This window comes from Burkholderia sp. AW33-5 (assembly GCF_053427615.1).
In genome coordinates this window covers 96,707-118,233 of the sequence record NZ_JBSAXA010000006.1, presented here as the reverse complement: position 1 = coordinate 118,233, position 21,527 = coordinate 96,707, and the positions used below count along the sequence as shown (strand labels likewise).

At 69.2% G+C, this 21,527-nt stretch carries 17 protein-coding genes; 2 read left to right on the top strand and 15 right to left on the bottom strand.

Annotated elements, in window-relative coordinates; translation table 11 throughout:
- Window positions 1-74 precede the first annotated feature (74 nt).
- The 9 genes from ACV22V_RS13395 to ACV22V_RS13355 form a co-directional block, all read right to left on the bottom strand.
- On the bottom strand, window positions 75-1,430 hold the full coding sequence (locus tag ACV22V_RS13395; protein WP_059465914.1) for a sigma-54-dependent transcriptional regulator: 1,356 nt from the start codon (window positions 1,428-1,430) through the stop codon (window positions 75-77).
- Window positions 1,431-1,498: 68 nt separating this feature from the next.
- Entirely contained in the window at window positions 1,499-3,508 is a 2,010-nt protein-coding gene (locus tag ACV22V_RS13390) for a sensor histidine kinase (RefSeq protein WP_059526272.1), read from the bottom strand.
- Between the two features lie 4 nt (window positions 3,509-3,512).
- Entirely contained in the window at window positions 3,513-4,802 is a 1,290-nt protein-coding gene (locus tag ACV22V_RS13385; protein WP_059526276.1) for a dicarboxylate/amino acid:cation symporter, read from the bottom strand.
- Window positions 4,803-5,156: 354 nt separating this feature from the next.
- Window positions 5,157-6,848 (bottom strand): cation/acetate symporter ActP, encoded by a 1,692-nt coding sequence (actP, locus tag ACV22V_RS13380; RefSeq protein ID WP_448014172.1) that lies wholly within the window; start codon window positions 6,846-6,848, stop codon window positions 5,157-5,159.
- A gap of 11 nt (window positions 6,849-6,859) precedes the next feature.
- Window positions 6,860-7,165: a DUF485 domain-containing protein gene (locus ACV22V_RS13375; protein WP_059524028.1), complete on the bottom strand. Its 306-nt coding sequence runs from the start codon at window positions 7,163-7,165 to the stop codon at window positions 6,860-6,862.
- Window positions 7,166-7,267: 102 nt separating this feature from the next.
- Window positions 7,268-8,473: a CaiB/BaiF CoA transferase family protein gene (locus ACV22V_RS13370; protein ID WP_448014171.1), complete on the bottom strand. Its 1,206-nt coding sequence runs from the start codon at window positions 8,471-8,473 to the stop codon at window positions 7,268-7,270.
- 30 nt (window positions 8,474-8,503) lie between these two features.
- A complete protein-coding gene (locus ACV22V_RS13365) occupies window positions 8,504-9,649 on the bottom strand; it encodes an acyl-CoA dehydrogenase family protein (protein ID WP_448014170.1) in 1,146 nt (381 codons plus the stop codon).
- A gap of 14 nt (window positions 9,650-9,663) precedes the next feature.
- Window positions 9,664-10,860, bottom strand: a complete 1,197-nt coding sequence (locus tag ACV22V_RS13360; RefSeq protein ID WP_059681621.1) for an acyl-CoA dehydrogenase family protein — start codon at window positions 10,858-10,860, stop codon at window positions 9,664-9,666.
- Window positions 10,861-10,889: 29 nt separating this feature from the next.
- Window positions 10,890-13,025 (bottom strand): 3-hydroxyacyl-CoA dehydrogenase NAD-binding domain-containing protein, encoded by a 2,136-nt coding sequence (locus ACV22V_RS13355; protein ID WP_448014168.1) that lies wholly within the window; start codon window positions 13,023-13,025, stop codon window positions 10,890-10,892.
- A gap of 250 nt (window positions 13,026-13,275) precedes the next feature.
- On the opposite strand from ACV22V_RS13355, the gene ACV22V_RS13350 reads away from it, so the two are divergent.
- Together ACV22V_RS13350 and ggt are read left to right on the top strand one after the other, a co-directional pair.
- Window positions 13,276-14,238 carry a LysR family transcriptional regulator gene (locus tag ACV22V_RS13350; RefSeq protein ID WP_059691426.1) on the top strand — a complete coding sequence of 321 codons (963 nt, stop codon included), beginning with the start codon at window positions 13,276-13,278 and terminating at the stop codon, window positions 14,236-14,238.
- 70 nt (window positions 14,239-14,308) lie between these two features.
- Window positions 14,309-16,192, top strand: coding sequence for a gamma-glutamyltransferase (ggt, locus tag ACV22V_RS13345; RefSeq protein WP_448014167.1), 1,884 nt, complete (start codon window positions 14,309-14,311; stop codon window positions 16,190-16,192).
- Between the two features lie 43 nt (window positions 16,193-16,235).
- Here the strand turns inward: ggt and ACV22V_RS13340 are convergent, their stop codons facing one another.
- The 6 genes from ACV22V_RS13340 to ACV22V_RS13315 form a co-directional block, all read right to left on the bottom strand.
- A complete protein-coding gene (locus ACV22V_RS13340; protein ID WP_059524016.1) occupies window positions 16,236-17,189 on the bottom strand; it encodes an ABC transporter permease subunit in 954 nt (317 codons plus the stop codon).
- Complete coding sequence (locus ACV22V_RS13335; RefSeq protein WP_448014166.1) at window positions 17,189-17,986, bottom strand: taurine ABC transporter ATP-binding protein; 798 nt, start codon at window positions 17,984-17,986, stop codon at window positions 17,189-17,191. The genes ACV22V_RS13340 and ACV22V_RS13335 overlap by 1 nt, the downstream gene beginning before the upstream one ends.
- A 48-nt stretch (window positions 17,987-18,034) precedes the next feature.
- Window positions 18,035-19,051 (bottom strand): taurine ABC transporter substrate-binding protein, encoded by a 1,017-nt coding sequence (gene tauA / locus ACV22V_RS13330; protein ID WP_059524012.1) that lies wholly within the window; start codon window positions 19,049-19,051, stop codon window positions 18,035-18,037.
- Between the two features lie 257 nt (window positions 19,052-19,308).
- Complete coding sequence (lipA, locus tag ACV22V_RS13325; protein ID WP_448014164.1) at window positions 19,309-20,301, bottom strand: lipoyl synthase; 993 nt, start codon at window positions 20,299-20,301, stop codon at window positions 19,309-19,311.
- On the bottom strand, window positions 20,294-21,049 hold the full coding sequence (gene lipB, locus ACV22V_RS13320; protein ID WP_448014162.1) for a lipoyl(octanoyl) transferase LipB: 756 nt from the start codon (window positions 21,047-21,049) through the stop codon (window positions 20,294-20,296). Before lipB ends, lipA begins: the two co-directional genes overlap by 8 nt.
- 83 nt (window positions 21,050-21,132) lie before the next feature.
- Window positions 21,133-21,459, bottom strand: coding sequence for a DUF2917 domain-containing protein (locus ACV22V_RS13315; protein ID WP_059524043.1), 327 nt, complete (start codon window positions 21,457-21,459; stop codon window positions 21,133-21,135).
- Window positions 21,460-21,527 lie beyond the last annotated feature (68 nt).

Genomic DNA, 21,527 nt, shown 5'->3' with positions numbered 1-21,527 from the left:
TCGCAGGGCCGCCCATCGCGCCCTGCCCACGGACCGCCCGACCGGCCAGCCCGGTTCCGCGGTCCGTCTCTTTTTCAGCGCTCGGTTTCGCCTTTCGCCGACAGCCCGTAGCGCTTCATCTTCTCGTACAGCGTCGCCTTGCCGACATGCAGCCGGTCGGCCGTCGCGGCGACCGCGCCGCCCGTCTGGTTCAGCGCCTCGGCGATCACCGCGCGCTCGAACTGCTCGATGCGCTCCTTCAGCGTCTGGTCGCTCTCCGCATCGTCGCCGCCCGCGCCGGCTTCCTGCGGCATGTCGGCGACGCCGAGCACGAAGCGGTCGGCCGCGTTGCGCAACTCGCGCACGTTGCCGGGCCAGTCGCGCTGCATCAGGCTCGCGCGTTGCCGGTCGGTCAGCACGGGGGCCGGCCGCCCGTAGCGCACGGCCGCGTCGAGCATGAAGTGCTCGAACAGCGGCACGATGTCCTCGCGGCGCTCGGCGAGCGGCGGCAGCGCGATCGTCACGACGTTGAGCCGGTACAGCAGGTCGCGCCGGAACGTGCCGGCCGCGACGAGTTCGCTCATGTCGCCCTTCGCGGCCGCGACGACGCGGCAGTTCACGCGGATCGGCTGGTTCGAGCCGAGCCGTTCGAGCACGCCGTCCTGCAGCACGCGCAAGAGCTTCACTTGCAGCGCGAGCGGCATGCTTTCGATTTCGTCGAGGAACAGCGTGCCGCCGGATGCGTATTCGAGCTTGCCGACGCGGCGCTTCGCGGCACCGGTGAACGCGCCGGGCTCGTAGCCGAACATCTCGGACTCGAACATCGGCTCGGGCAGCGCGCCGCAGTTCACCGCGATGAACGGCTTGTCGCGACGCGGCGACAGCTCGTGCAGGCTGCGCGCGATCAGCTCCTTGCCGGCGCCCGTGTCGCCGTTGATCAGCACCGATGCGTCGGTGGGCGCGACGTTCGCGATCAGCTTGCGCACCTGTTCGATCGCCGGGCTGCGGCCGATGATGCGCGGCGCGACGATGTTCTGCCCGGCCAGCTCGCGCCGCAGCGCATGGTTCTCGAGCACGAGCTCGCGCCGCTCGAGCGCGCGGCGCACGGTCTCGATCAGCCGCTCGGCCGCGAACGGCTTTTCGATGAAGTCGTACGCGCCGTCGCGCATCGCCTGCACGGCCATCGAGATGTCGCCGTGGCCGGTGACGAGGATCACCGGCACGTCGGGCACGCGCTCGCGGCACTGCGCGAGCAGGTCGAGCCCGCTCGCGCCGGGCAGCCGGATGTCGCTGACGATCGCGCCGGCGGTTTCCGCGACGATCGCCTTGTCGGCCGCCTCGGCCGATTCGAACCCGACGACGTCGAACCCCGCGAGCTGGAGGCTCTGCACGCTCGCCCGGCGAACGAGCGCATCGTCTTCGATATAGATCACTTGCAGCCGGTTGGCCATCTTGGTCACTTGCTCCTGACAGGCCGCGCGGCGCTGGTGCGCGCGGCCCTCGTTGATGCCGGCCGGCCCTAGTGCGAGCCCGCCGGTTCGGACACCGAGTCCGGATGATGCGTGCGCGCGCGCCGCAGCGTCAAGACGAACAGTGCGCCGCCGGACGGGGCATTGCGCGCGGTCAGCGCCCCGCCCGCATCGCTCGCGATCGACGACGAGATCGCGAGGCCCAGCCCGAGCCCGCGCCCCATTTCCTTGGTCGTGAAGAACGGTTCGAACAGGCGCGGCAGCAAGTCGGGCGCGATGCCGGAGCCGTTGTCGCGCACCTCGATCGCGAGCGTCGCGACCGACACCGCGATCGTCACTTCGATCGCCGGTGCCGCGACGCCCGCGACCGCGTCGAGCGCGTTGCCGATCAGGTTGATCAGCACCTGTTCGAGGCGCAGGTCCTCGCAGCGGGCGACGAGTTCCGGATAGTCGCACGCGAGGTCGAGCGGGGCATCCTGCGCGGGCGACACGGTCGCATCCTGCAGCGTCAGCGTGAGCGCGACGCCGCGCAGCCGGTCGCCGAGCAGCGACAGCACGCTGCGCAGCGCGCGCACGACGAGCGCCCGTTCGTTGCGCGGCTTCGCGCGGCCGACGAACAGCTTCAGCTGATTGGTGATCTTGCCCATCCGCTCGGTCAACGCGGCGATCGCCTCGAGGTTCTCGCGCGCGGCTGCCTGCTCGCCGCGATCGAGCAGCACGCGCGTGTTGTCCGAGAAACTGCGCAGCGCCGCGAGCGGCTGGTTCAATTCATGCGTGATGCCGGCCGCCATCTGGCCGAGCGCGGCGAGCTTGCTCGCCTGGATCAGTTCGTCGTGCGCGGCGCGCAATTCCTGCTCCGCGCGGATCCGGTCGCCGACCTCCTTCTGCAATTGCTCGTTCGCCTCCGACAGGTCGGCCGTGCGCTCCTCGACGCGCCGGTTCAGCTCCGCATACGCCTGCTGCAGCAATGCGCGGCCGCGGATCATCTCGCGCACGCGTGCGCGGCGCATGCGCCAGTAGAACGCGAGCAACGCGACCGACACGAAGCCGAAGCCGGTGACGATCGTCGCGTTGCGCGCGTCGGCGTCGATGGGCGCGATCGGCGCGAGCGTCACCAGCAGCCAGTCGGGTTCGCCGATCCGCCGCTTGCTGGCGAGGAAGCGCGGCGCGCGCAGGCCGGGACCGAGGCGCACGATCTCCGCGTCGGCGTCGAGCACCTGCTCGACGCGCAGCGGCAGCGGCGTGACGGGCTGCTGCGCGTACTGGCGCGTCTCGTAGATCGACGCGGCGACGGGCCCCGTCAACGGATGCAGCGTGTGATATTTCCACGCGGGCACGGACGACAGGAACACGACGCCGTGATCGTCCGCGACGACGAGCGGTTCGGACGCGTCGGCGCCCTGGAACCATTCGAGATTGAGCTTCACGACGACGACGCCCGCGATCCTGCCGTCGCGCCACACCGGCTGCGAGATGTAGTAGCCGGGATCGCGCGAGATCGTGCCGATCCCGAAGAAGCGGCCGACCTGGCCGCTCATCGCATCGATGAAATACGGACGAAACTGGTATCCGGTCCCGACGAAGCTGTCGGGCGCGCGCCAGTTGCTGGCGGCGACGCACAGGCCGTCCGCGCCGATCACGTAGGTGACGGTCGCGTGCGCGTGTTCGTTGAGGTCTTCGAGATAACGGTTCGCGCGCGCGGTGAAATCGGCGCGCTTCGGCTCGGCGAGCAGGTCCAGCACGTACGGGTGGCTGCCGAGCAGATAAGGCAGCGACTCGTAGCGGTCGAGCGTGCTCTTGAGCGCGTTGGTGGTGCGGTCGACGCGCACCGCGGCGTTGCGCTGCAACTCGGCGACGCCGCGCCGCCACGTGACGGTCCACGTCAGCGCGCACGCCGCCGCGAGCGCGGCGGCAAGCACGACGAGGATGAGCAGGCGGCGCTTCACGGACGTGACTTCCTGGCGATGCGGATCACCTATTGTGTCATAGGGCTCCGCATCTCCGCCCGGGCCGCCGCGCGGCGCGCCGCCCGCGGGCGGTGCCGCCGCCTGCTCCTTCATGACGTCAGACGCCGGCCGTCTCGGTTGTCGTGACCTCGCCGCCGCCCTTCAGGGCCTGGCGCAGCTTGTTGCGGTCGAGTTCCTTTTCCCAAGCCGACACGACGACGGTCGCGACGCCGTTGCCGATGATGTTGGTCAGCGCGCGGCATTCGCTCATGAAGCGGTCGATGCCGAGGATCAGCACCATGCCCGACAGCGGGATCGTCGGCACGACGGCGAGCGTCGCGGCCAGCGTGATGAAGCCCGCGCCCGTGACGCCGCTCGCGCCCTTCGACGTCAGCATCGCGACCGCCAGCAGCGTGAGCTGCTGCATCCACGTCAGTTCGATGTTGGTCGCCTGCGCGATGAACAGCACGGCCATCGTCATGTAGATGTTGGTGCCGTCGAGGTTGAACGAGTAGCCGGTCGGCACGACGAGGCCAACCACCGAGCGCGAGCAGCCCGCCTTCTCCAGCTTTTCCATCAGCTGCGGCAGCGCGGCTTCCGACGAGCTCGTGCCGAGCACGATCAGCAGTTCTTCCTTGATGTACGACACGAAGCGGATGATCGAGAAGCCCGTGGCGCGCGCGATCGCGCCGAGCACGACCAGCACGAACACGACCGAGGTCAGGTAGAACGTGCCGATCAGCTTGAGCAGCGGCACCAGCGAACCGACGCCGTACTTGCCGATCGTGAACGCCATCGCGCCGAACGCGCCGATCGGCGCCAGCTTCGTGACGATGTGCACGATGCCGAACAGCACGCGCGTGAGGCCGTCGATGAAGTCGGTCACGACCTTGCCGCGCTCGCCGAGGTGCGCGAGCACGCTGCCGAACAGCAGCGCGATCAGCAGGATCTGCAGGATTTCGCCCTGCGCGAACGCATCGACCATCGTGTTCGGGATGATGTGCATCAGGAAGTCGACCGTCGACTGCCCGTGCGCCTTCGCCGCGTACGACGCGACTTCCTTGCCGTTCAGCGTCGCCGGATCGATGTTGAAGCCGACGCCCGGACGCAGGATGTGCGTGGCCGCGAGGCCGAGCAGCAGCGCGAAGGTCGACACGATCTCGAAGTACAGCAGCGCCTTGCCGCCGACGCGGCCGACCTTCTTCATGTCCTCCATGCCGGCGATGCCGGTGACGACCGTACAGAAGATGATCGGTCCGATCACCATCTTGATCAGCTTGATGAAGCCGTCGCCGAGCGGTTTCATGTCGGTGGCGAGCGCCGGGTAGAAGTGGCCAAGGATCACGCCGACGATGATGGCGAAGATCACCTGCACGTAGAGCACTTTGTAGAAGGGTTTCTTCTTCACGATGGTTCCTGCTGAAGTAGATGAGCCGGTGGAAACGGCGTCACGCGCGCGGACGAATGTCAGGGGAAGAGCCATTCGCCCGCGCGGCTGCCGTGCCGCAACAAGCGATGCCTCAGGACGTCCGGAGGGAGTGGAAGGCAGTGGTCATCGATTGTCTCCTTGGTTTAATAGTCAGGCCGGGGGGGATGGCCGTGCTTTTCATATCGCAAGGTCGATGCCAGGTTTCCGGAACCCCTCAAGCCATTGTTTTCATTGTATTTCTCATAATGCGGCAGGCAAGGAAATCCGGGATTCCGGATTTCCGGAAAATATCCGTCCGGCGATCCGGACGGAGGGATCGTTTCATCCGACGAATCAATGCTGCACGGCCTCCCCGGCCAGCACGCCCGTCTGCGCGTAGAACTCCTGCCGCGAGAAGGCCTCGCGCTCGCGCCGCGCGCGCTCGCCGCGGTCCGCGAGCGAGCCGACGACGATCCCGACGAACGCGAGCGGCACCGACACGAGCGCCGGGTTGTCGAGGAACACCGGCGCATGCGCGTGATGCAGCACGTCGACCCACACCGACTTCGACAGCACCGTGAGCGCCACCGCCGACGCGAGGCCCAGGCCGCCGCCGAGCACCGCGCCGCGCGTCGTCATCCCGCGCCAGAAGATCGACATCGCGAGCACCGGGAAATTCGCGCTGGCAGCCACCGCCGCGACCAGGCCGACCATGAACGCGACGTTCACGTGCTCGAACAGGATCGACAGCGCGATCGCGACCGCGGACAGCCCGATCGTCGCCGCGCGCGAGATGCGCATCTCCAGCCGCTCGTCGGGCTTGCCGCGCGCCCACATCTGCGCATACAGGTCGTGCGAGATCGTGGTCGCGCCGGCAAGCGTCAGCCCGGCGACCACCGCGAGGATCGTCGCGAACGTGACGGCCGCGATGAAGCCGTAGAACCAGTTGCCGCCGACCGCCTGTGCGAGCTTCACCGCGACCATGTTCGAGCCGCCGAGCAGGTCGTGCGTCAGGTTGAAGGTGCCGTTCGCGCCGAGCCGGAAGAATTCCGGATGCTGCGCGAGCAGCACGATCGCCGAGAAGCCGATCACGAACGTGAGCAGGTAGAAGTAGCCGATGAAGCCGGTCGCGTAGAGCACCGACTTGCGCGCCTCCTTCGCGTTCGGCACCGTGAAGAAGCGCATCAGGATGTGCGGAAAGCCGGCCGTGCCGAACATCAGCGCGATGCCGAGCGACAGCGCGTTGGCCGGATCGCGGATCAGCTTGCCGGGCCCCATGATCGACAGCGCGCCCGGATGCACGGCCACCGCGCGGCGGAACATCTCGTCGACGCTGAAGCCGAATTCGCCGAGCGCGAGCAACGCGAGCAGCGTCGCGCCGCACAGCAGCAGCACGGCCTTGATCACCTGCACCCAGGTGGTCGCGGTCATCCCGCCGAAGAACACGTACACGACCATCAGCACGCCGACGATCAGCTCGGCCATGCCGTACGACAGCCCGAACAGCAGCTGGATCAGCTTGCCCGCGCCGACCATCTGCACGACCAGGTACAGCACGACGATCGTCAGCGCGTTCGCGGACGTCAGCAGCCGGATCGGCCGCTGCGCGAAGCGGTACGCGACGACGTCGACGAACGTGAACCTGCCGAGGTTGCGCAGCGGCTCGGCGATCAGGAACATCACGAACGGCCAGCCGACCAGGAAGCCGATCGAATAAATCAGCCCGTCGAAGCCGAACATGAACACCATCCCCGACAGCCCGAGGAACGACGCGGCCGACATGTAGTCGCCCGCGATCGCGAGCCCGTTCTGCAGCCCGGTGATGCCGCCGCCGGCCGTGTAGAAGTCGCGTGTCGAGCGCGTGCGGCGCGCGGCCCAGCGCGTGAGCGCGAGCGTCGCGAACACGAACGCGAAGAACATCGCGATCGCGACCGGGTTCAGCTCGACCTTGTCGGGCATCGGCCCCGCGACGGCGCTCGCGCGCGCGGCGGAGGTGGAGAAAGCGAGAACGGCCAGCGCGCCGAGCGCGCACGAGATGCGTCGCATGTCGGCCTCCGTCACGAACGTTGCAGGATCGCGTCGACGCGGCGGTCGAACGCACGGTTCGCGCGCAGCACGTAGCACGCGGTCAGGCCGATCGCGACCAGGATGATCGCGACGCCCGCGACGATCCCGACCGTGGTCGTCGCGCCGCGGTACAGCGGCGCGGCCAGCACGCGCGGCGCAAGCGCGACGAGCAGGATGAAGCCGTAGTAGGTCGCGATCATCAGCGCCGTCAGCGTGAAGCTGAAGCGGCGTCGCGCACGCACGAGCTGCTGGTAGTCACGGCGCGCCGTGACCGATTCGATGACGGAATGCTCCATGGTGTCTCCGATGTCCCCTCGTCGTTCGCGAGGCGTGTCTTATGGATGGTCGGCGCGCGTCGACTGCTCCGCCCGCGCCGCGGCGGCAATACATGAAACGCGCTACACGACGCGATCCGCACGCAGCCGCGCCAGGTCGTCCGGCGACAGCCCGAGCCAGCGACCGAGCACGTCGTCCGTATCGGCGCCGAGCACCGGCGGCGCGCCGCGCACCGGCAGGCGCGCGCCGTCGAAGCGATACGGCGGCGCGAGCACGTCGACGCCGCCCGCGACCGGATGCGGCTGCCGCGTGACGAGCCCCGCGCGGGTCGCGCGCTCCGACGTCAGCGCGTCGTGCAGCCCGAGCACCTCGCCGCACGGAATGCCCGCATCGGCGAGTGCCGCGAGCAACATCGCGCGCGGCCGCCGCGCGAGTTCGCCACGAATCTCCGGCAGCAGCGCGGCGCGGTTTTCCGAGCGGCCGAGGTTGGTCCTGTAGCGCTCGTCCGCGGCGAGATCGGGCCGCTCGATCGCATCGCAGAAACGTGCGAACTGCGTGTTGTTGCCGACCGTGATCACGAGCGGGCCGTCGGCCGCATCGAACACGCCGTACGGCACGATCGACGGATGCGCGTTGCCGTAGCGCGGCGGATCCTCGCCCATCAGCAGCGCGTCGAGCCCGTAGTACGCGGTGATCATCAGCCCGCAGTCGAACAGCGCCATCTCGATGCGCCGTCCGCGCCCCGTCGCGTGACGCTCGTACAGCGCGGCGAGGATCGCCTGCGCCGAATACATGCCGGTGAACAGGTCGACCGCCGCGACGCCGAATTTCAGCGGCGGCTGGCCGGCCTCGCCGTTCAGCGCCATCAGCCCCGCCTCGCCCTGCACGACGAGGTCGTAGCCGGGCCGCGCGGCCTCCGGGCCCGAACGGTCGTAGCCGGAAATCGCGCAATGCACGAGCCGCGGATTCAGTTCGGCCAGCGCGTCGTAGCCGAGGCCGAGTTTCTCCGCACCGCCGAACTTGAAGTTGTGGATCAGCACGTCGGCCTGCGCGGCCAGCTCGCGCGCGATGCGCCGCCCGTCCTCGGTCTGCAGGTCGACGCAGATCGACCGCTTGCTGCGGTTCACGCTGTTGAAATACGTAGTCTCGGTCTCGCCGATCCGCAGCCCCCAGTCGCGCGTGTCGTCGCCGCGCACCGGATGCTCGACCTTGATCACATCCGCGCCGAAATCGGCGAGCACCATCGCGCTCCACGGGCCCGCGAGCACGCGCGAGAAATCGAGCACCTTCACGCCGGCCAGCGGCAATGCGCGCGGGTCGTTCGTCATCCTTGTCTCCTCCATTCGCGTCGCATGCCTTTACTGTTTCGACAGCGCGATGTAGCGCGCGAGATGATGATCCTCGTCGCCGAGCTGGTGATCGATCATCACGAGCCGCTTCGCGTAATGCGACAGCGGCAGCTCCCACGTCATCCCGATCCCGCCGTGCAGCTGGATGCTTTCCTCGGCGACGAGCGTGCCGATCCGGCCAATGCTGTATTTCGCCGCCGCGAGCGCGCGCTCGCGCACCGCGCGCGGCGCATCGAGTTGCGCGGCCGCGTTGATCACCGCCGAGCGCGCCTGCTCGACTTCGAGCAGCAGGTCGGCCATCCGGTGCTGCAGCGCCTGGAAGCTGCCGATCGGCAGCCCGAACTGCTTGCGCGTGCGCAGGTATTCGAGCGTGGCTTCCTTCGCGACGTCCATCGCGCCGAGCGCCTCCGCCGACAGCGCGAGCAGCCCGTAGCCGAGCACGTGTTCGAGCAGCGCGGCGCCGGCATCGCCGTCCCGGGCATCCGGCGCGCCGAGCGCGGCATCGGCCGGCAACACGACGCGCTCGAAACGCACTTCGGCCGCGCGGCCGCCGTCGATCTTCCTGTAGTCGCGCAGCGACACGCCCGGCGCGTCGGCCGGCACGACGAACAGGCCGATGCCGGCCGCGTCGTCGTCATGACCGGACACACGCGCGCTGACGACGAAGAATGCCGCCTGCGCGGCCTGGTCGACGACGCCCTTCGCGCCCGTCAGCACCCAGCCGTCGCCGGCACGCTCGGCGCGCGTGCGCACGGTCGTCAGTTCGTAGTGCGAGCCCGGCTCGTCGTGCGCGAACGCGGCGCTCGCGCTGCCGTCGATCAGCGCGGCAAGCCGTTCGCGATGCGCGTCGCCGCCGGCGAGCGACAGCGCGCGGCCCGCGAGCAGCGCGCCGAGGAACGGCTCGACGACGAGCCCGCGCCCGAGGCATTCGAACACCACGGCGATATCGAACCCCGCGCCGCCGAAGCCGCCGTCGGCTTCGGGAAACAGCGCGCCGACCGCGCCGAGTTCGGCGAAGCGCCGCCACATCGCGCGATCGAATCCGTCGGTCGACTGCGCGATGCGGTCGCGCACCGGGAACGCATACTGTTCGGCGATGAAGCGGTTCAACGTGTCCGCCAGCATCCGGCGGTCTTCTGTGTGCTGGAAATCCATCGTCGCGTCCCTCGTTACAGCCCGAGCATCATCTTCGCGATGATGTTCTTCTGGATCTCGTTCGAGCCGCCGAAGATCGACAGCTTGCGGTTGTTGAAGTATTGCTGCGCGGCGCTCGCGGCCCCGTCCGGGCCGACCGGCTCGCCGTCGTGATCGGCGTCGAGCGCCTCCTCGACGAACGGCTGCGCGTACGGCCCCATCGCGCGGCGCATCAGCGCGGTGATTTCCTGGCGGATCTGCGTGCCGCGAATCTTCAGCATCGAGCTCTCCGCGCCCGGCACGCCGCCGCCCGCGACCGCGGCCAGCACGCGCAGGTTGGTCGTGCGCATGTTCTCGAGCTCGATCTCGACGCGGGCGACGCGCGCCGCGAAGAACGGATCGTCCGCGAGCGGCCGGCCATTCTTCGTCACCTTCGCGGCGACCGCGCGCAGCCGGTCGAGCGCGGCCGTCGAGAAGCCGATTCCGGCGATGTTGGTGCGCTCGTACGTGAGCAGGTATTTCGCGTAGGTCCAGCCGCGGTTCTCTTCGCCGACCAGGTTCTCCACGGGCACGCGCACGTCGGTGAAGAACACTTCGTTCACCTCGTGCTCGCCGTCGAGCGTGATGATCGGGCGCACTTCGACACCCGGCGTGGTCATGTCGATCAGCAGGAAGCTGATGCCCTCCTGCTTGCGCACGTCGGTCGCGGTGCGCACGAGGCAGAAGATCATGTTCGCGTAGTGGCCGAGCGTGGTCCACGTCTTCTGGCCGTTCACGACGTAGTGATTGCCGTCGCGCACCGCGCTCGTCTTCACCGACGCGAGATCGGAACCGGCGCCCGGCTCCGAATAGCCCTGGCACCACCAGTCGGTGCCGTCGAGAATGCGCGGCAGCCAGTGGCGCTTCTGCGCTTCGTCGCCGTACTTGATCAGCACGGGCCCGAGCATGTTGACGCCGAACGGGACGATGCGCGGCGCGCCGGCGAGCGCGCATTCGTTGTCGAACAGGAATTTCTGCGCGACGCTCCAGCCGGGGCCGCCATACTCGCGCGGCCAGTGGCTCGCGAGCCAGCCGCGGGCATTCAGGATTGCGTGCCATTCGCGCATGTCGTCGCGCGTCAGATGCAGGCCGCCCTTCACCTTGCGCGCGGTGCGCGCGGGCAGTTCGGCGGCGAGAAAGCGCTGCACTTCGGTGCGGAACGCTTCCTCTTCGGGGGTGAAATTGAGGTCCATCGTGAGTCCGTTGCGAATGCGGTGGGCGTTCAGTCGATATGGTTCAGGCTCGCGAAATCCGCGCCGCGCTCGACCAGCTCGACGATCAGCGGCGAAGGCTTCCAGAACAGCGGATCCTCCTTCGCGAACGCGCGGATGTCGGCGAGCACGTTCGCGAGGCCAACCGTGTCCGCGTAGTGCATCGGGCCGCCGCGATAGCGCGGGAAGCCGTAGCCGTACAGGAACACCGCGTCGACGTCGAGCGGGCGCAGCGCGATCTTCTCGTGCACGACGTTCGCGCCTTCGTTGATCATCGCGGCGAGGTAGCGGCGCATGATCTCGTCGTCGGTGAACGTGCGCGGCGCGATGCCCTTCTTCGCGCGCTCGTCGGCGACGATCGCCTCGACTTCCGGGTCCGGCGTGCCGACGCGTGCGCCGTCCGGATACAGGTAGTAACCGCGCGCGGTCTTCTGCCCGAACCAGCCTCGCTCGCACAGCCGGTCGGAAATCTCCACGTAGCGGGCGCGCGGGTCGCGCGTCGCCGCGCGGCGCTTGCGGGTCGCCCAGCCGATGTCGCCGCCCGCGAGGTCGACGACCTGGAACGGCCCCATCGGAAAACCGAATTCGCGCACCGCGCGGTCGATCTGGTAAGGCGATGCGCCGTCTTCCATCAGGTAATCCGCGGCGGTGCGATAGACCGCGAGGATCCGGTTGCCGATGAAGCCGTCGCACACGCCGGCGCGCACCGGCGTCTTCTTCAGTTGCCTGGCCAGCGCGAACGCGGTCGCGACGACGTCCGCGCTCACGCGCGCCGGCACGACGATCTCGAGCAGCTTCATCACGTTGGCCGGCGAGAAGAAATGCAGGCCGATCACGTCGGACGGTCGGTCGATGCCGGCGGCCAGCTCGTCGATGTCGAGATACGACGTGTTGGTCGCGAGCACCGCGCCCGGCTTGCACACGCGCGCGAGTTCGGCGAACACCGCCTTCTTCACGCCCATGTCCTCGAACACGGCCTCGATCACCACGTCGGCCTGCGCGAGCGCGTCGTACGACGTACTGCCCTTGAAGCGCGCGAGCCGCGCCGCGTGCGCGGCCGGCGTCATCCGCCCCTTCGCGACGAGGCCGTCGTACACCTTCTCGACATGCGCGCGGCCGCGCGCGAGCGACGCTTCGTCGCGTTCGATCATCGTCACGGGCAGTCCGGCGTCGAGCGCCGCGACCGCGATGCCCGCGCCCATCGTGCCGCCGCCGACCACGCCGATCCGCTCGACCGGACGCGCGCTCGCGCGCCGCGCCTCGGGCGCCTTCGCGGCCTCGCGTTCCGCGAAGAACGCGTGCACGAGGCCCGCGCGCTGCGGGCTGTCGATGCATTGCAGGAACAGGCTGCGTTCGAGCTTCATCCCCGCGTCGAACGACTGCGTGAGCGCGGCCTCGACCGCATCGACGATCTTCGCCGGCGAGAACAGGCCGCGCGACTGCTTCGGCAGCTCGGCGCGCGCCGCGTCGATCGCGGCCTGCGCGGCCGCGCGATCGGCGAGCCCCTGCGCATCGCGCGTGCGCCGCGCCGGCGCGCCGAGCGACACGAGTTCCTGCGCATAGGCGAGACCTTCGGCGAGCGTGTCGTCGCTGTGCGCGACGCGATCGACGAGGCCGAGCGCGAGCGCTTCGTCGGCGCTGGCGTGACGCCCCGTCAGCATCAGGTCGAGCGCGGCCTTCGCGCCGATCAGGCGCGGCGTGCGCTGCGTGCCGCCCGCGCCGGGCAGCAGGCCGAGCGTGACTTCGGGCAGGCCGAGCTTCGCGCCGGGCACCGCGAGCCGGTAATGCGCGGCGAGCGCGACCTCGAGGCCGCCGCCGAGCGTCGCGCCGTGCAGCGCGACCACGACCGGCTTCGCGCTCGATTCGATCCGCTCGCATACGTCCGGCAGCGACGGCGGCACCGGCGGCTTGCCGAACTCGCGGATGTCGGCGCCCGCGATGAAGTTGCGGCCGGCGCCGACGATCAGCACCGCGCGAATCGCGTCGTCGGCCTGCGCGGCGTCGAGCGCGTCGGCGAGACCGCGCCGCACGTCGGCGGACAGCGCGTTGACGGGCGGATGGTCGATCGTGACGACGAGCACCTTGTCGCGCCGTTCGCGCGTGACGGTGCCGGCGCGGGAAGGTTCGGGGGAAGCGGGTGAATTCATCGTGTCTCCAGTGCGGTGCGCCGCGCGGGCGGAACCGGTCGTCGGGCCGGCGAGCGGTGCCGGCTCCCGAGCCTGGTGCCGCGCGGCGGGAAACGATCCGGCGTGGTTGCCGGGCATGACTCGATTCTCGATTGATCGAGATTCATTGACAATTCCCGCGCGCCTTTACAAGCTGTCAAGTCTGACTTGACATTGAATGCTTTCGGACCGTTTCCGGCCCTTAAGCGGGCGGGATCGGGAGACACAAGGCATGGACCTGAACGCGCTGACGCTGCTCGTCGAGATCCTCGATGCGGGCAACCTGAGCAAGGCCGCGCAGCGGCTCAAGATGAGCCGCGCGAACGTCAGCTACCGGCTGAACCAGCTCGAACGCTCGATCGGCCAGCAACTCGTGCGCCGCACGACGCGCCGCATCGAGCCGACCGAGATCGGGCTGAAGCTGTACGAGCACGGCCGGCGCATCCGCAACGAACTGCTCGCCGCGCAGGAATCGGTGACGACGCTCGGCCAGGACCTGCAGGGCCGCGTGCGGCTGTCGGTGCCGAGCGGCTACGGACAGATGGTGATGTCCGAGTGGCTGCTCGCGTTCAAGCGGCTGCATCCGGGCATCGTGCTCGACGTGGTGTTCGAGAATCGCGTGGAGGACCTGATGCGCGACGAAGTCGACATCGCGATCCGCGTGATGTCCGAGCCGCCGCAGAACCTCGTCGCGCGCGACATGGGCGCGGTGCGCTACGTCGCGTGCGCGTCGCCCGCGTTCGCGGCCGCGCACGGGATGCCCGCGAGCCTCGGCGCGCTGGCCGCCGCGCCGGTCGTCACCGCGACGGTGCTGGGGCGGCAGTTGCGGATCGCCGCGTATCTCGGCGACGAGCGCCACGAGGTGCTGCTCGAACCCACGCTGATTTCGGAGAACTTCCTGTTCCTGCGTCAGGCGATCCTCGCCGGGATCGGCGTCGGCATCGTGCCCGACTACGTGATGCAGGACGACATGCGGCGCGGCACGGTCGTCACCTCGCTCGACGCGTACCGGCTCAGCATCTTCGGCACGCACATGTACATGCTCTACATGCCGAACCGGCACCACACGCGCGCGACCGCGACGTTCATAGAGTTCATCCTCGAACAGGCCGGGAAGACCGGCCGGGGCGGGCCCGACGGGATGCGTCAGGGTTTCCTGTCGGGTGACAACCCGCCGGCCGCGCGGCGACAATAGCGCGCCGCCCGTGCGGAGCGCGTGCCGCGCATACGCCGCCACCTTCGAATTCACCGTTGCCGAGGGTTCAATGTTCGACCGGATTCGTCCGTATTCGCGTCCCTGGACGCCCGTCGCCGCGCTCGCGCTCGTCGCGCTCGCCACGTTCAGCGCCGGCTGCACGTCCCCGTCCGCGCCGTCGGGCGCCGTCGTCCCGGTCGCCGCCGCGTCGGGCGCCGCGGTGCCGCTGCCCGGCGTCCACGCGCCCGAACGCTCGTCCGGCTGGACCGACAAGCCGGGCTGGACCTCGCAGCACTTCATGATCGCGGCCGCGAACCCGCTCGCGACGCAGGCCGGCTACGACATGCTGAAGGCCGGCGGCACCGCGATCGACGCGGCGATCGCGACGCAGATGGTGCTCGCGCTCGTCGAGCCGCAATCGTCGGGGCTCGGCGGCGGTGCGTTCATGCTGTACGCCGACGGCAAGACGACGCAGGCATACGACGGCCGCGAGACCGCACCGGCCGCCGCGACCGACCGCCTGTTCTACGGCCCGACCGGCCAGCCGATGGGTTTCTACGAAGGTGTCGTCGGCGGCCGTTCGGTCGGCACGCCGGGCGTGCTGCGCATGCTCGACACCGCGCACCGCGCGCACGGCAAGCTGCCGTGGCGCCGGCTGTTCCAGCCCGCGATCCGGCTCGCCGAGCACGGCTTCACGATCAGCCCGCGCCTGGCGATGCTGATCGCGAACGACAAGTACCTGATGAACGATCCGGCCGCGCGCGCGTACTTCTACAACAAGGACGGCACGCCGAAGGCGGCCGGCACGGTGCTGAAGAACCCCGCGCTCGCGACCGTGCTGCGCCAGGTCGCCGACCGCGGCGCGAATGCGTTCTACACCGGCGCGATCGCGCGCGACATCGTCGCGAAGGTGCGCAAGCACCCGACCAATCCAGGCCTGCTGACGCTGCAGGATCTCGCGCGCTACAAGGCGAAGGTGCGTGCGCCGCTGTGCACCGACTACCGGCGCTCGGTGGTGTGCGGGATGCCGCCGCCGTCGTCGGGCGGCCTCGCGGTCGCGCAGATGCTCGGCATCCTCGAGGCGATGCCCGACTGGCAGCAGATCGGCGCGCAGAAGCCGGTGCGGACCGAGCTCGGCTACGAGCCGACGCCGTTCGCCGCGCACCTGTTCAGCGAGGCCGGGCGCCTCGCGTATGCGGACCGCGCGCGCTACGTCGCCGATCCCGATTTCGCGCCGCTGCCGGGCGGCAGCTGGGCGAGCCTCGCCGACAGGACCTATCTCGCGCAGCGCGCGCGCCTGATCGGCGACACGAGCATGGGCGTCGCGCAGGCCGGCACGCCGCAGGGCGCGACGCTCGCGCTGGCCGACGACCGCAGCCCCGAATTGCCGTCGACGTCCGACATCGCGATCGTCGACCGCTACGGCCAGGCGCTGTCGATGACGACCAGCGTCGAGGACGCGTTCGGTTCGCGGTTGATGGTGCGTGGCTTCATGCTGAACAACCAGCTCACCGATTTCTCGTTCGTGGCGAGCGAGAACGGCCGGCCCGTCGCGAACCGCGTGCAGCCGGGCAAGCGGCCGCGCTCGTCGATGGCGCCGGAACTCGTGTTCGACAAGAAGACGAAGCAGGTGACGATGATCGTCGGCTCGGCCGGCGGCCCCGCGATCATCAACCACGTCGCGAAGACGCTGATCGGCGTGATGGACTGGGGGATGACGATGCAGCAGGCGATCGCGCTGCCGAACATCGGGTCGATGAACGGGCCGACGCAGCTCGAGCGCGGCCGCGTGTCGGACGCGCTCGTCGACGGGCTGAAGGGACGCGGGCACGACGTGCAGGTCGTCGAGATGAATTCCGGACTGCAGGGGATCCAGCGGCTGAACGTGCAGGGGCAGACGGTGTGGTTCGGCGGGGCCGACCCGCGGCGGGAAGGGATCGCGATGGGGGATTGAAAACGGCCGGCAGAGGCGGCGCGCATGCGCCGCCTGCTGCGTGTCATCCGCGCCCTTTCCACGGCACGATCCGCCGCTCGACCCATCGCATCGCGAGATCGAACAGCCACGCGATCGCGCCGATGATCAGGATGCCCATCACGACGATATCGGTGCGCAGGAAGCTCGACGCGTTGAGCACCATCTGCCCGAGCCCGGCCGTCGCGGCGACCATCTCGGCCGCGACGAGCGTCGTCCAGCCGAACCCGATCGCGATCCGCAGCCCAGTGAGGATTTCCGGCAGCGCGGCCGGCAGCACGACGTGGCGCACGATCTGCGCGAAGCTGCCGCCGAGCGAATAGGCGGCGTTGATCTGCTCGACCGTCGCCGCGCGCACGCCCGCACGGGCGGCCATTGCGATCGGCGCGAAGCACGCGAGGAAGATCACGACCAGCTTCGCCGTCTCGTCGATGCCGAACCAGATCACGACGAGCGGCAGGTACGCCAGCGGCGGCAGCGGCCGGTAGAATTCCAGCAGCGGATCGAGCACGCCGCGCGCGACACGGCTCACGCCCATCAGGACGCCGGCCGGCACGCCGATCGCGGTGGCGAGCAGGAATGCGCCGAACACGCGCGCGGCGCTCCACAGCAGATGCTCGGGCAGCGGCAGGCCGCCCTGGATGCGGCCGTGCCACGCATCGACGAATGCCGCCCACACCGCTTCCGGCGCGGGCAGGAACAGCGGCGGCAACCACTGCCAATGCGTCGCGCTCCACCACAGCACGGCCAGCGCCGCGACCGTCGCCGCGCTGAGCCCCGCGGTTTTGCCCTGGCCCGGCAAGCGGTAGCGGCGCGACGGCCGCGCCGCCTTGCGCCGCGTCGTGCGCTCGTCCTGCTCGACCCTCCCGGCCGCTCGATCGGCCGCCCAGGAATCCTGCGTGCTCATATCGTCCTGCCTGTGCAAAGTACTGATCCGGCCGCGCCCGACGGACGCGCCCTGCCGCGCGAATTCGTGCATCACGTGACCTCCGCGACCGCCTCGTCGCGATGCAGATACGCGATCAGCCGCTCGCGCCATGCGATGAATTCCGGCGACGACTTCACCGCGCGCGCATCGCGCGATTCGACGTAGCGCCGCGCGAACGGCAGCTCGAAGGTTTCCGCGATGCGGCCGGGGCCGGGCGTCATCACGACGAGACGCGTCGCGAGGAACAGCGCCTCCTCGACGTCGTGCGTGATGAAGAACACCGTCTTGCCCGTGCGCGCCCACACGTCGAGGACGAGCGCCTGCATCGTGCCGCGCGTCATCGCATCGAGCGCGCCCATCGGCTCGTCCATCAGCAGCACGCGCGGATCGCTCGCGAGCGCACGCGCGATGCCGACGCGCTGCTGCATCCCGCCCGAGAGCTCGTACACGCGCGCATGCGCATGGCGCTCGAGGCCGACGAGCGCGAGCATCTCCCGCGCCCGCGCTTCGCGCTCCGCCTTCGACACGCGTGCGAAGCGCAGCCCGAGCGCGACGTTCTCGAGCACGTCGAGCCAAGGCAGCAACGCATATTTCTGGAACACGACGCCGCGGTCGGCGCCGGGGCCCGCGACCGGCACGCCGTCGACGCGCACGTCGCCCGTCGTCGGCGCGACGAAGCCGGCCATGCAGTTCAGCAGCGTCGTCTTCCCGCACCCGGACGCGCCGAGCGCGACGACGAATTCACCGGAATCGATGCGCAGGTCGACGCGCGCGAGCGCCTGCGTCGTCGGCCGACCGCGTTCGCCCGGATAGGCGACCGATACCTGACGGACTTCCAGCGTGCTCATGATCGAGGGCTCCGCGATGAGTGGCCTGAGTCGCCTGATGCGCCGCGTTCAGCGTGCGGCCTTCTGCACGAACTGCGGATCGACGCCGACCGAATAGTCGGCGAGCACCGTCTGGATCGTGCCCTGCGATTTCAGGAACGCGGCGGTGGCCGCGAGCGACTTCGCGGCGCCGGACTGCGCACCGCCGCCGAGCCACGTCGGCGACGCCTGCTCGGCCGGCGTCGGGAACGCGTAGAGCGCGAGGCTCGCGGGCACGTCCTGCACGTCCGCGCCCGACACCTTCGCGACCGCCGCGACCTGCGGCGAACCGGCCTTCCACGCGGCCGCATGCGCGCGGTAGTCGGCATCGGCGGACGCGAGCACCTTCACGAAGCGCGCGACGAACTCGGGGTTCTCGCGCGCGAACTTGCGGCTCACGACGAAGCCGTCGAAGGTCGCCTTGCCGCTTTGCTTCGCGACCTGGCCCGACGTCGTCAGCACGGTGCCCGACTGCTTGACCTTCGCGAGCACCGGGTCCCAGATGTAGGTCGCGTCGATGTCGCCGCGCGTCCACGCGGCCGCGACCTCGGGCGGACGCAGGTTGACGATCTTCACGTCGTTCGGATTCACGCCGGCGGCCTGCAGCGCGACGAGCGTATGGAAATGCGACGTCGACACGAACGGCACGCCGATCTTCCTGCCCTTCAGCGCGGCGACGCTGGTCACGCCCGAGCCGTTGCGCGCGACGAGCGCCTCGGCGTCGTTGATGTTGTCGAGCACCCAGAACAGCGAGATGTCGAGCCCCTGCGACAGGCCGGCCGCGATCGGACTCGACCCGGCCTCGCCGAGCTGCACGGAGCCCGACGCGAGCGCGCGGATCACGTCGGCGCCGCTGTCAAGCTTGCGGAACGTGACCTTGTAGCCGGTCGCCTTTTCGACTTCACCGCTCGCCTGCGCGTAGCGCCACGGCACGACCATATCCTGGTACGCGATCACGACTTCGCGCGATTCGGCGTGCGCCGCGCCCAGCGCGGCAAAGGCGGTCAGCGCGACGACGGCGCGGCGGACGAAGCTGAAACGGGACATGCGGCTCTCCTTCGAATGCGGGCATTGCTGCGGGAGAGCCGACTTTACGAGCTTTGCGCGCGGCGGGAGCGAACTTATCCTGCGAAGCTATCGATGCCGTTTCAGCTTTGCTTTCCACGTTCGACCGGAACACGCGTCCGGTCGGATGGCGATTGTCGTGCGAACGCGCGGGCGGCGGCCGCACCAACGAAAAAGCCCGCATCGCTGCGGGCTTCTTCAACTGCATGAGATGTGAGGCTGTTGCGCGAACGCGGCGCTCAGACCACTCCGGCCCCGTGCGCCTGCAGATCGGCGTGATAGCTCGACCGCACCATCGCGCCGACGGCCGCGTGCGTGAAGCCCATCTTGTACGCCTCTTCCTCGTACATCTTGAACGTGTCCGGATGCACGTACGCACGCACCGGCAGGTGGTGCTCGGACGGCTGCAGGTACTGGCCGATCGTCAGCATGTCGACGTCGTGCGCGCGCAGGTCGCGCATCACCTGCAGGATTTCCTCTTCGGTCTCGCCGAGGCCGACCATCAGGCCCGACTTCGTCGCGACGTCCGGATGCTGCGCCTTGAAGTCCTTCAGCAGCTTCAGCGAGTGCGCGTAGTCCGAACCCGGGCGCGCTTCCTTGTACAGGCGCGGCACCGTTTCGAGGTTGTGGTTCATCACGTCGGGCGGTGCCGCGTTGAGGATCGAGATCGCGCGGTCGAGACGGCCGCGGAAGTCCGGCGTCAGGATCTCGATGCGCGTTTCCGGCGACTGCTCGCGCACTTCGCGGATGCACTCGACGAAATGGGCGGCGCCGCCGTCGCGCAGGTCGTCGCGGTCGACGCTCGTGATCACCACGTACTTGAGCTTCAGCGCGGCGATCGTGCGGGCCAGGTTCTTCGGTTCGTTCGCGTCGAGCGGATCGGGACGGCCGTGGCCGACGTCGCAGAACGGGCAGCGGCGCGTGCACTTGTCGCCCATGATCATGAACGTCGCGGTGCCCTTGCCGAAGCATTCGCCGATGTTCGGACAGCTCGCTTCCTCGCACACGGTATGCAGGTTGTGCTCGCGCAGGATCGTCTTGATCTCGTTGAAGCGCGAACTGCCGGTGGCCGCCTTCACGCGGATCCATTCCGGCTTCTTCAGCTTCTCGATCGGAATGACCTTGATCGGGATGCGCGCCGTCTTCGCCTGCGCCTTCTGCTTGGCGGTCGGATCGTAGGCAGGGGTCGCGGCCGAATCGGCCGGTGCGGGGGAAGCGGTAACGTCAGTCATTCGAATGTTCCAGTGCCTGCGGCTTGTCGGCGGCCGCGGATTCGCCGTCGAGGTTGGCGATCAGACGCCCCACCAGCGTGTGGGCGACGTCGTTCCAGTCGGCGGCAACCTCGAGGCTCGCCATGTCGACGGTTTCCAGTCCGGCATAGCCGCACGGGTTGATCGCGAGAAACGGGCGCAGATCCATCTTCACGTTCAGGCTCAGCCCGTGATAGCTGCAGCCGTTGCGGATCTTCAGGCCGAGGGCCGCGATCTTCGCGCCTTCGTGCACGCCGGATGCCACGTAGATTCCCGGCGCGCCCGCCTTGCGGACCGAAGCGAGATTATACGCCGCGAGGGTTTCGATCACGGCTTCCTCGATCTTCGTCACGAGCGTGCGCACCATCAGCTTGCGCCGGCGCAGGTCCAGCAGCAGGTAGACGACGATCTGGCCGGGGCCGTGGTAGGTGATTTGTCCGCCGCGGTCGACCTTCACGAGCGGCACGCCGCTGTCGGCCACCAGCAGGTGGGCCGGGTCGCCGGCCTGGCCGAGCGTGTAGACGGGCGGATGCTCGACGACCCAGATTTCGTCGCCGGTGTCGGCCGTGCGCGTGTCGGTGAACGCGCGCATCGCGTCGAAGCTCGTCTCGTAGGCCTCGCTGCCCCGACAGCGCACGGTGACCGGCGCGACGGGCTGAACCGGAGACCCGGCGGGCGATTCGGAAACAGCGACAGGCGTGGACACGATGGCAACCGGCGAGACGGACATGGGCGGTAGTTTACCGAAAACCCATGCGTCTCGCCGGCTCCGGAAGGGGACGGATCGCGCGTATCCGTCGGAGGAAAGGCCCGTTAGACGGTGCGCCAGCCGTCGTGGAGCAGCGCATTCACACGATCGCGCAGCCGTGCGAGCGCGCCACGCGCGATCTCCCCGGCCGGCCGCGACACCGAGAACGCCACATGCGCGCCCTGCCGGCCTTCCGCGCTGAGCCACAGCCGCTCGCCGCGGCGCAGCCGGAGCGTCTCGCCGTCGACCAGGAAGTAGTCTTCGACGTCGTTGCTGCGCGTCGCCCACACCGGCCCGCACTGCACCGTCAGACGGGTGCTGCGCTGCACCTTCATCGGCACGGTTTCGCCCGCGGGAATTTCGAACGTGATGCTTGAAGAAATTTCTTGCATGATCGTCTCCGCCAATAAATGCTTCGATGGCTACAATCGTAGTCACTTCAAGGCGTCCGACAAAACGA

Excerpts from the sequence above, each read along its gene's own strand:
- ACV22V_RS13390 (WP_059526272.1), bottom strand. The coding sequence starts at position 3,508 with ATGAAGGAGCAGGCGGCGGCACCGCCCGCGGGCGGCGCGCCGCGCGGC.
- ACV22V_RS13370 (WP_448014171.1), bottom strand. The coding sequence starts at position 8,473 with ATGACGAACGACCCGCGCGCATTGCCGCTGGCCGGCGTGAAGGTGCTC.
- tauA (WP_059524012.1), bottom strand. The coding sequence starts at position 19,051 with ATGTCCCGTTTCAGCTTCGTCCGCCGCGCCGTCGTCGCGCTGACCGCC.
- ACV22V_RS13395 (WP_059465914.1), bottom strand. The coding sequence starts at position 1,430 with ATGGCCAACCGGCTGCAAGTGATCTATATCGAAGACGATGCGCTCGTT.
- ACV22V_RS13365 (WP_448014170.1), bottom strand. The coding sequence starts at position 9,649 with ATGGATTTCCAGCACACAGAAGACCGCCGGATGCTGGCGGACACGTTG.
- ACV22V_RS13355 (WP_448014168.1), bottom strand. The coding sequence starts at position 13,025 with ATGAATTCACCCGCTTCCCCCGAACCTTCCCGCGCCGGCACCGTCACG.
- ACV22V_RS13315 (WP_059524043.1), bottom strand. The coding sequence starts at position 21,459 with ATGCAAGAAATTTCTTCAAGCATCACGTTCGAAATTCCCGCGGGCGAA.
- lipA (WP_448014164.1), bottom strand. The coding sequence starts at position 20,301 with ATGACTGACGTTACCGCTTCCCCCGCACCGGCCGATTCGGCCGCGACC.
- ACV22V_RS13340 (WP_059524016.1), bottom strand. The coding sequence starts at position 17,189 with ATGCACGAATTCGCGCGGCAGGGCGCGTCCGTCGGGCGCGGCCGGATC.
- ACV22V_RS13360 (WP_059681621.1), bottom strand. The coding sequence starts at position 10,860 with ATGGACCTCAATTTCACCCCCGAAGAGGAAGCGTTCCGCACCGAAGTG.
- ACV22V_RS13350 (WP_059691426.1), top strand. The coding sequence starts at position 13,276 with ATGGACCTGAACGCGCTGACGCTGCTCGTCGAGATCCTCGATGCGGGC.
- ggt (WP_448014167.1), top strand. The coding sequence starts at position 14,309 with ATGTTCGACCGGATTCGTCCGTATTCGCGTCCCTGGACGCCCGTCGCC.
- ACV22V_RS13335 (WP_448014166.1), bottom strand. The coding sequence starts at position 17,986 with ATGAGCACGCTGGAAGTCCGTCAGGTATCGGTCGCCTATCCGGGCGAA.
- ACV22V_RS13375 (WP_059524028.1), bottom strand. The coding sequence starts at position 7,165 with ATGGAGCATTCCGTCATCGAATCGGTCACGGCGCGCCGTGACTACCAG.
- lipB (WP_448014162.1), bottom strand. The coding sequence starts at position 21,049 with ATGTCCGTCTCGCCGGTTGCCATCGTGTCCACGCCTGTCGCTGTTTCC.
- actP (WP_448014172.1), bottom strand. The coding sequence starts at position 6,848 with ATGCGACGCATCTCGTGCGCGCTCGGCGCGCTGGCCGTTCTCGCTTTC.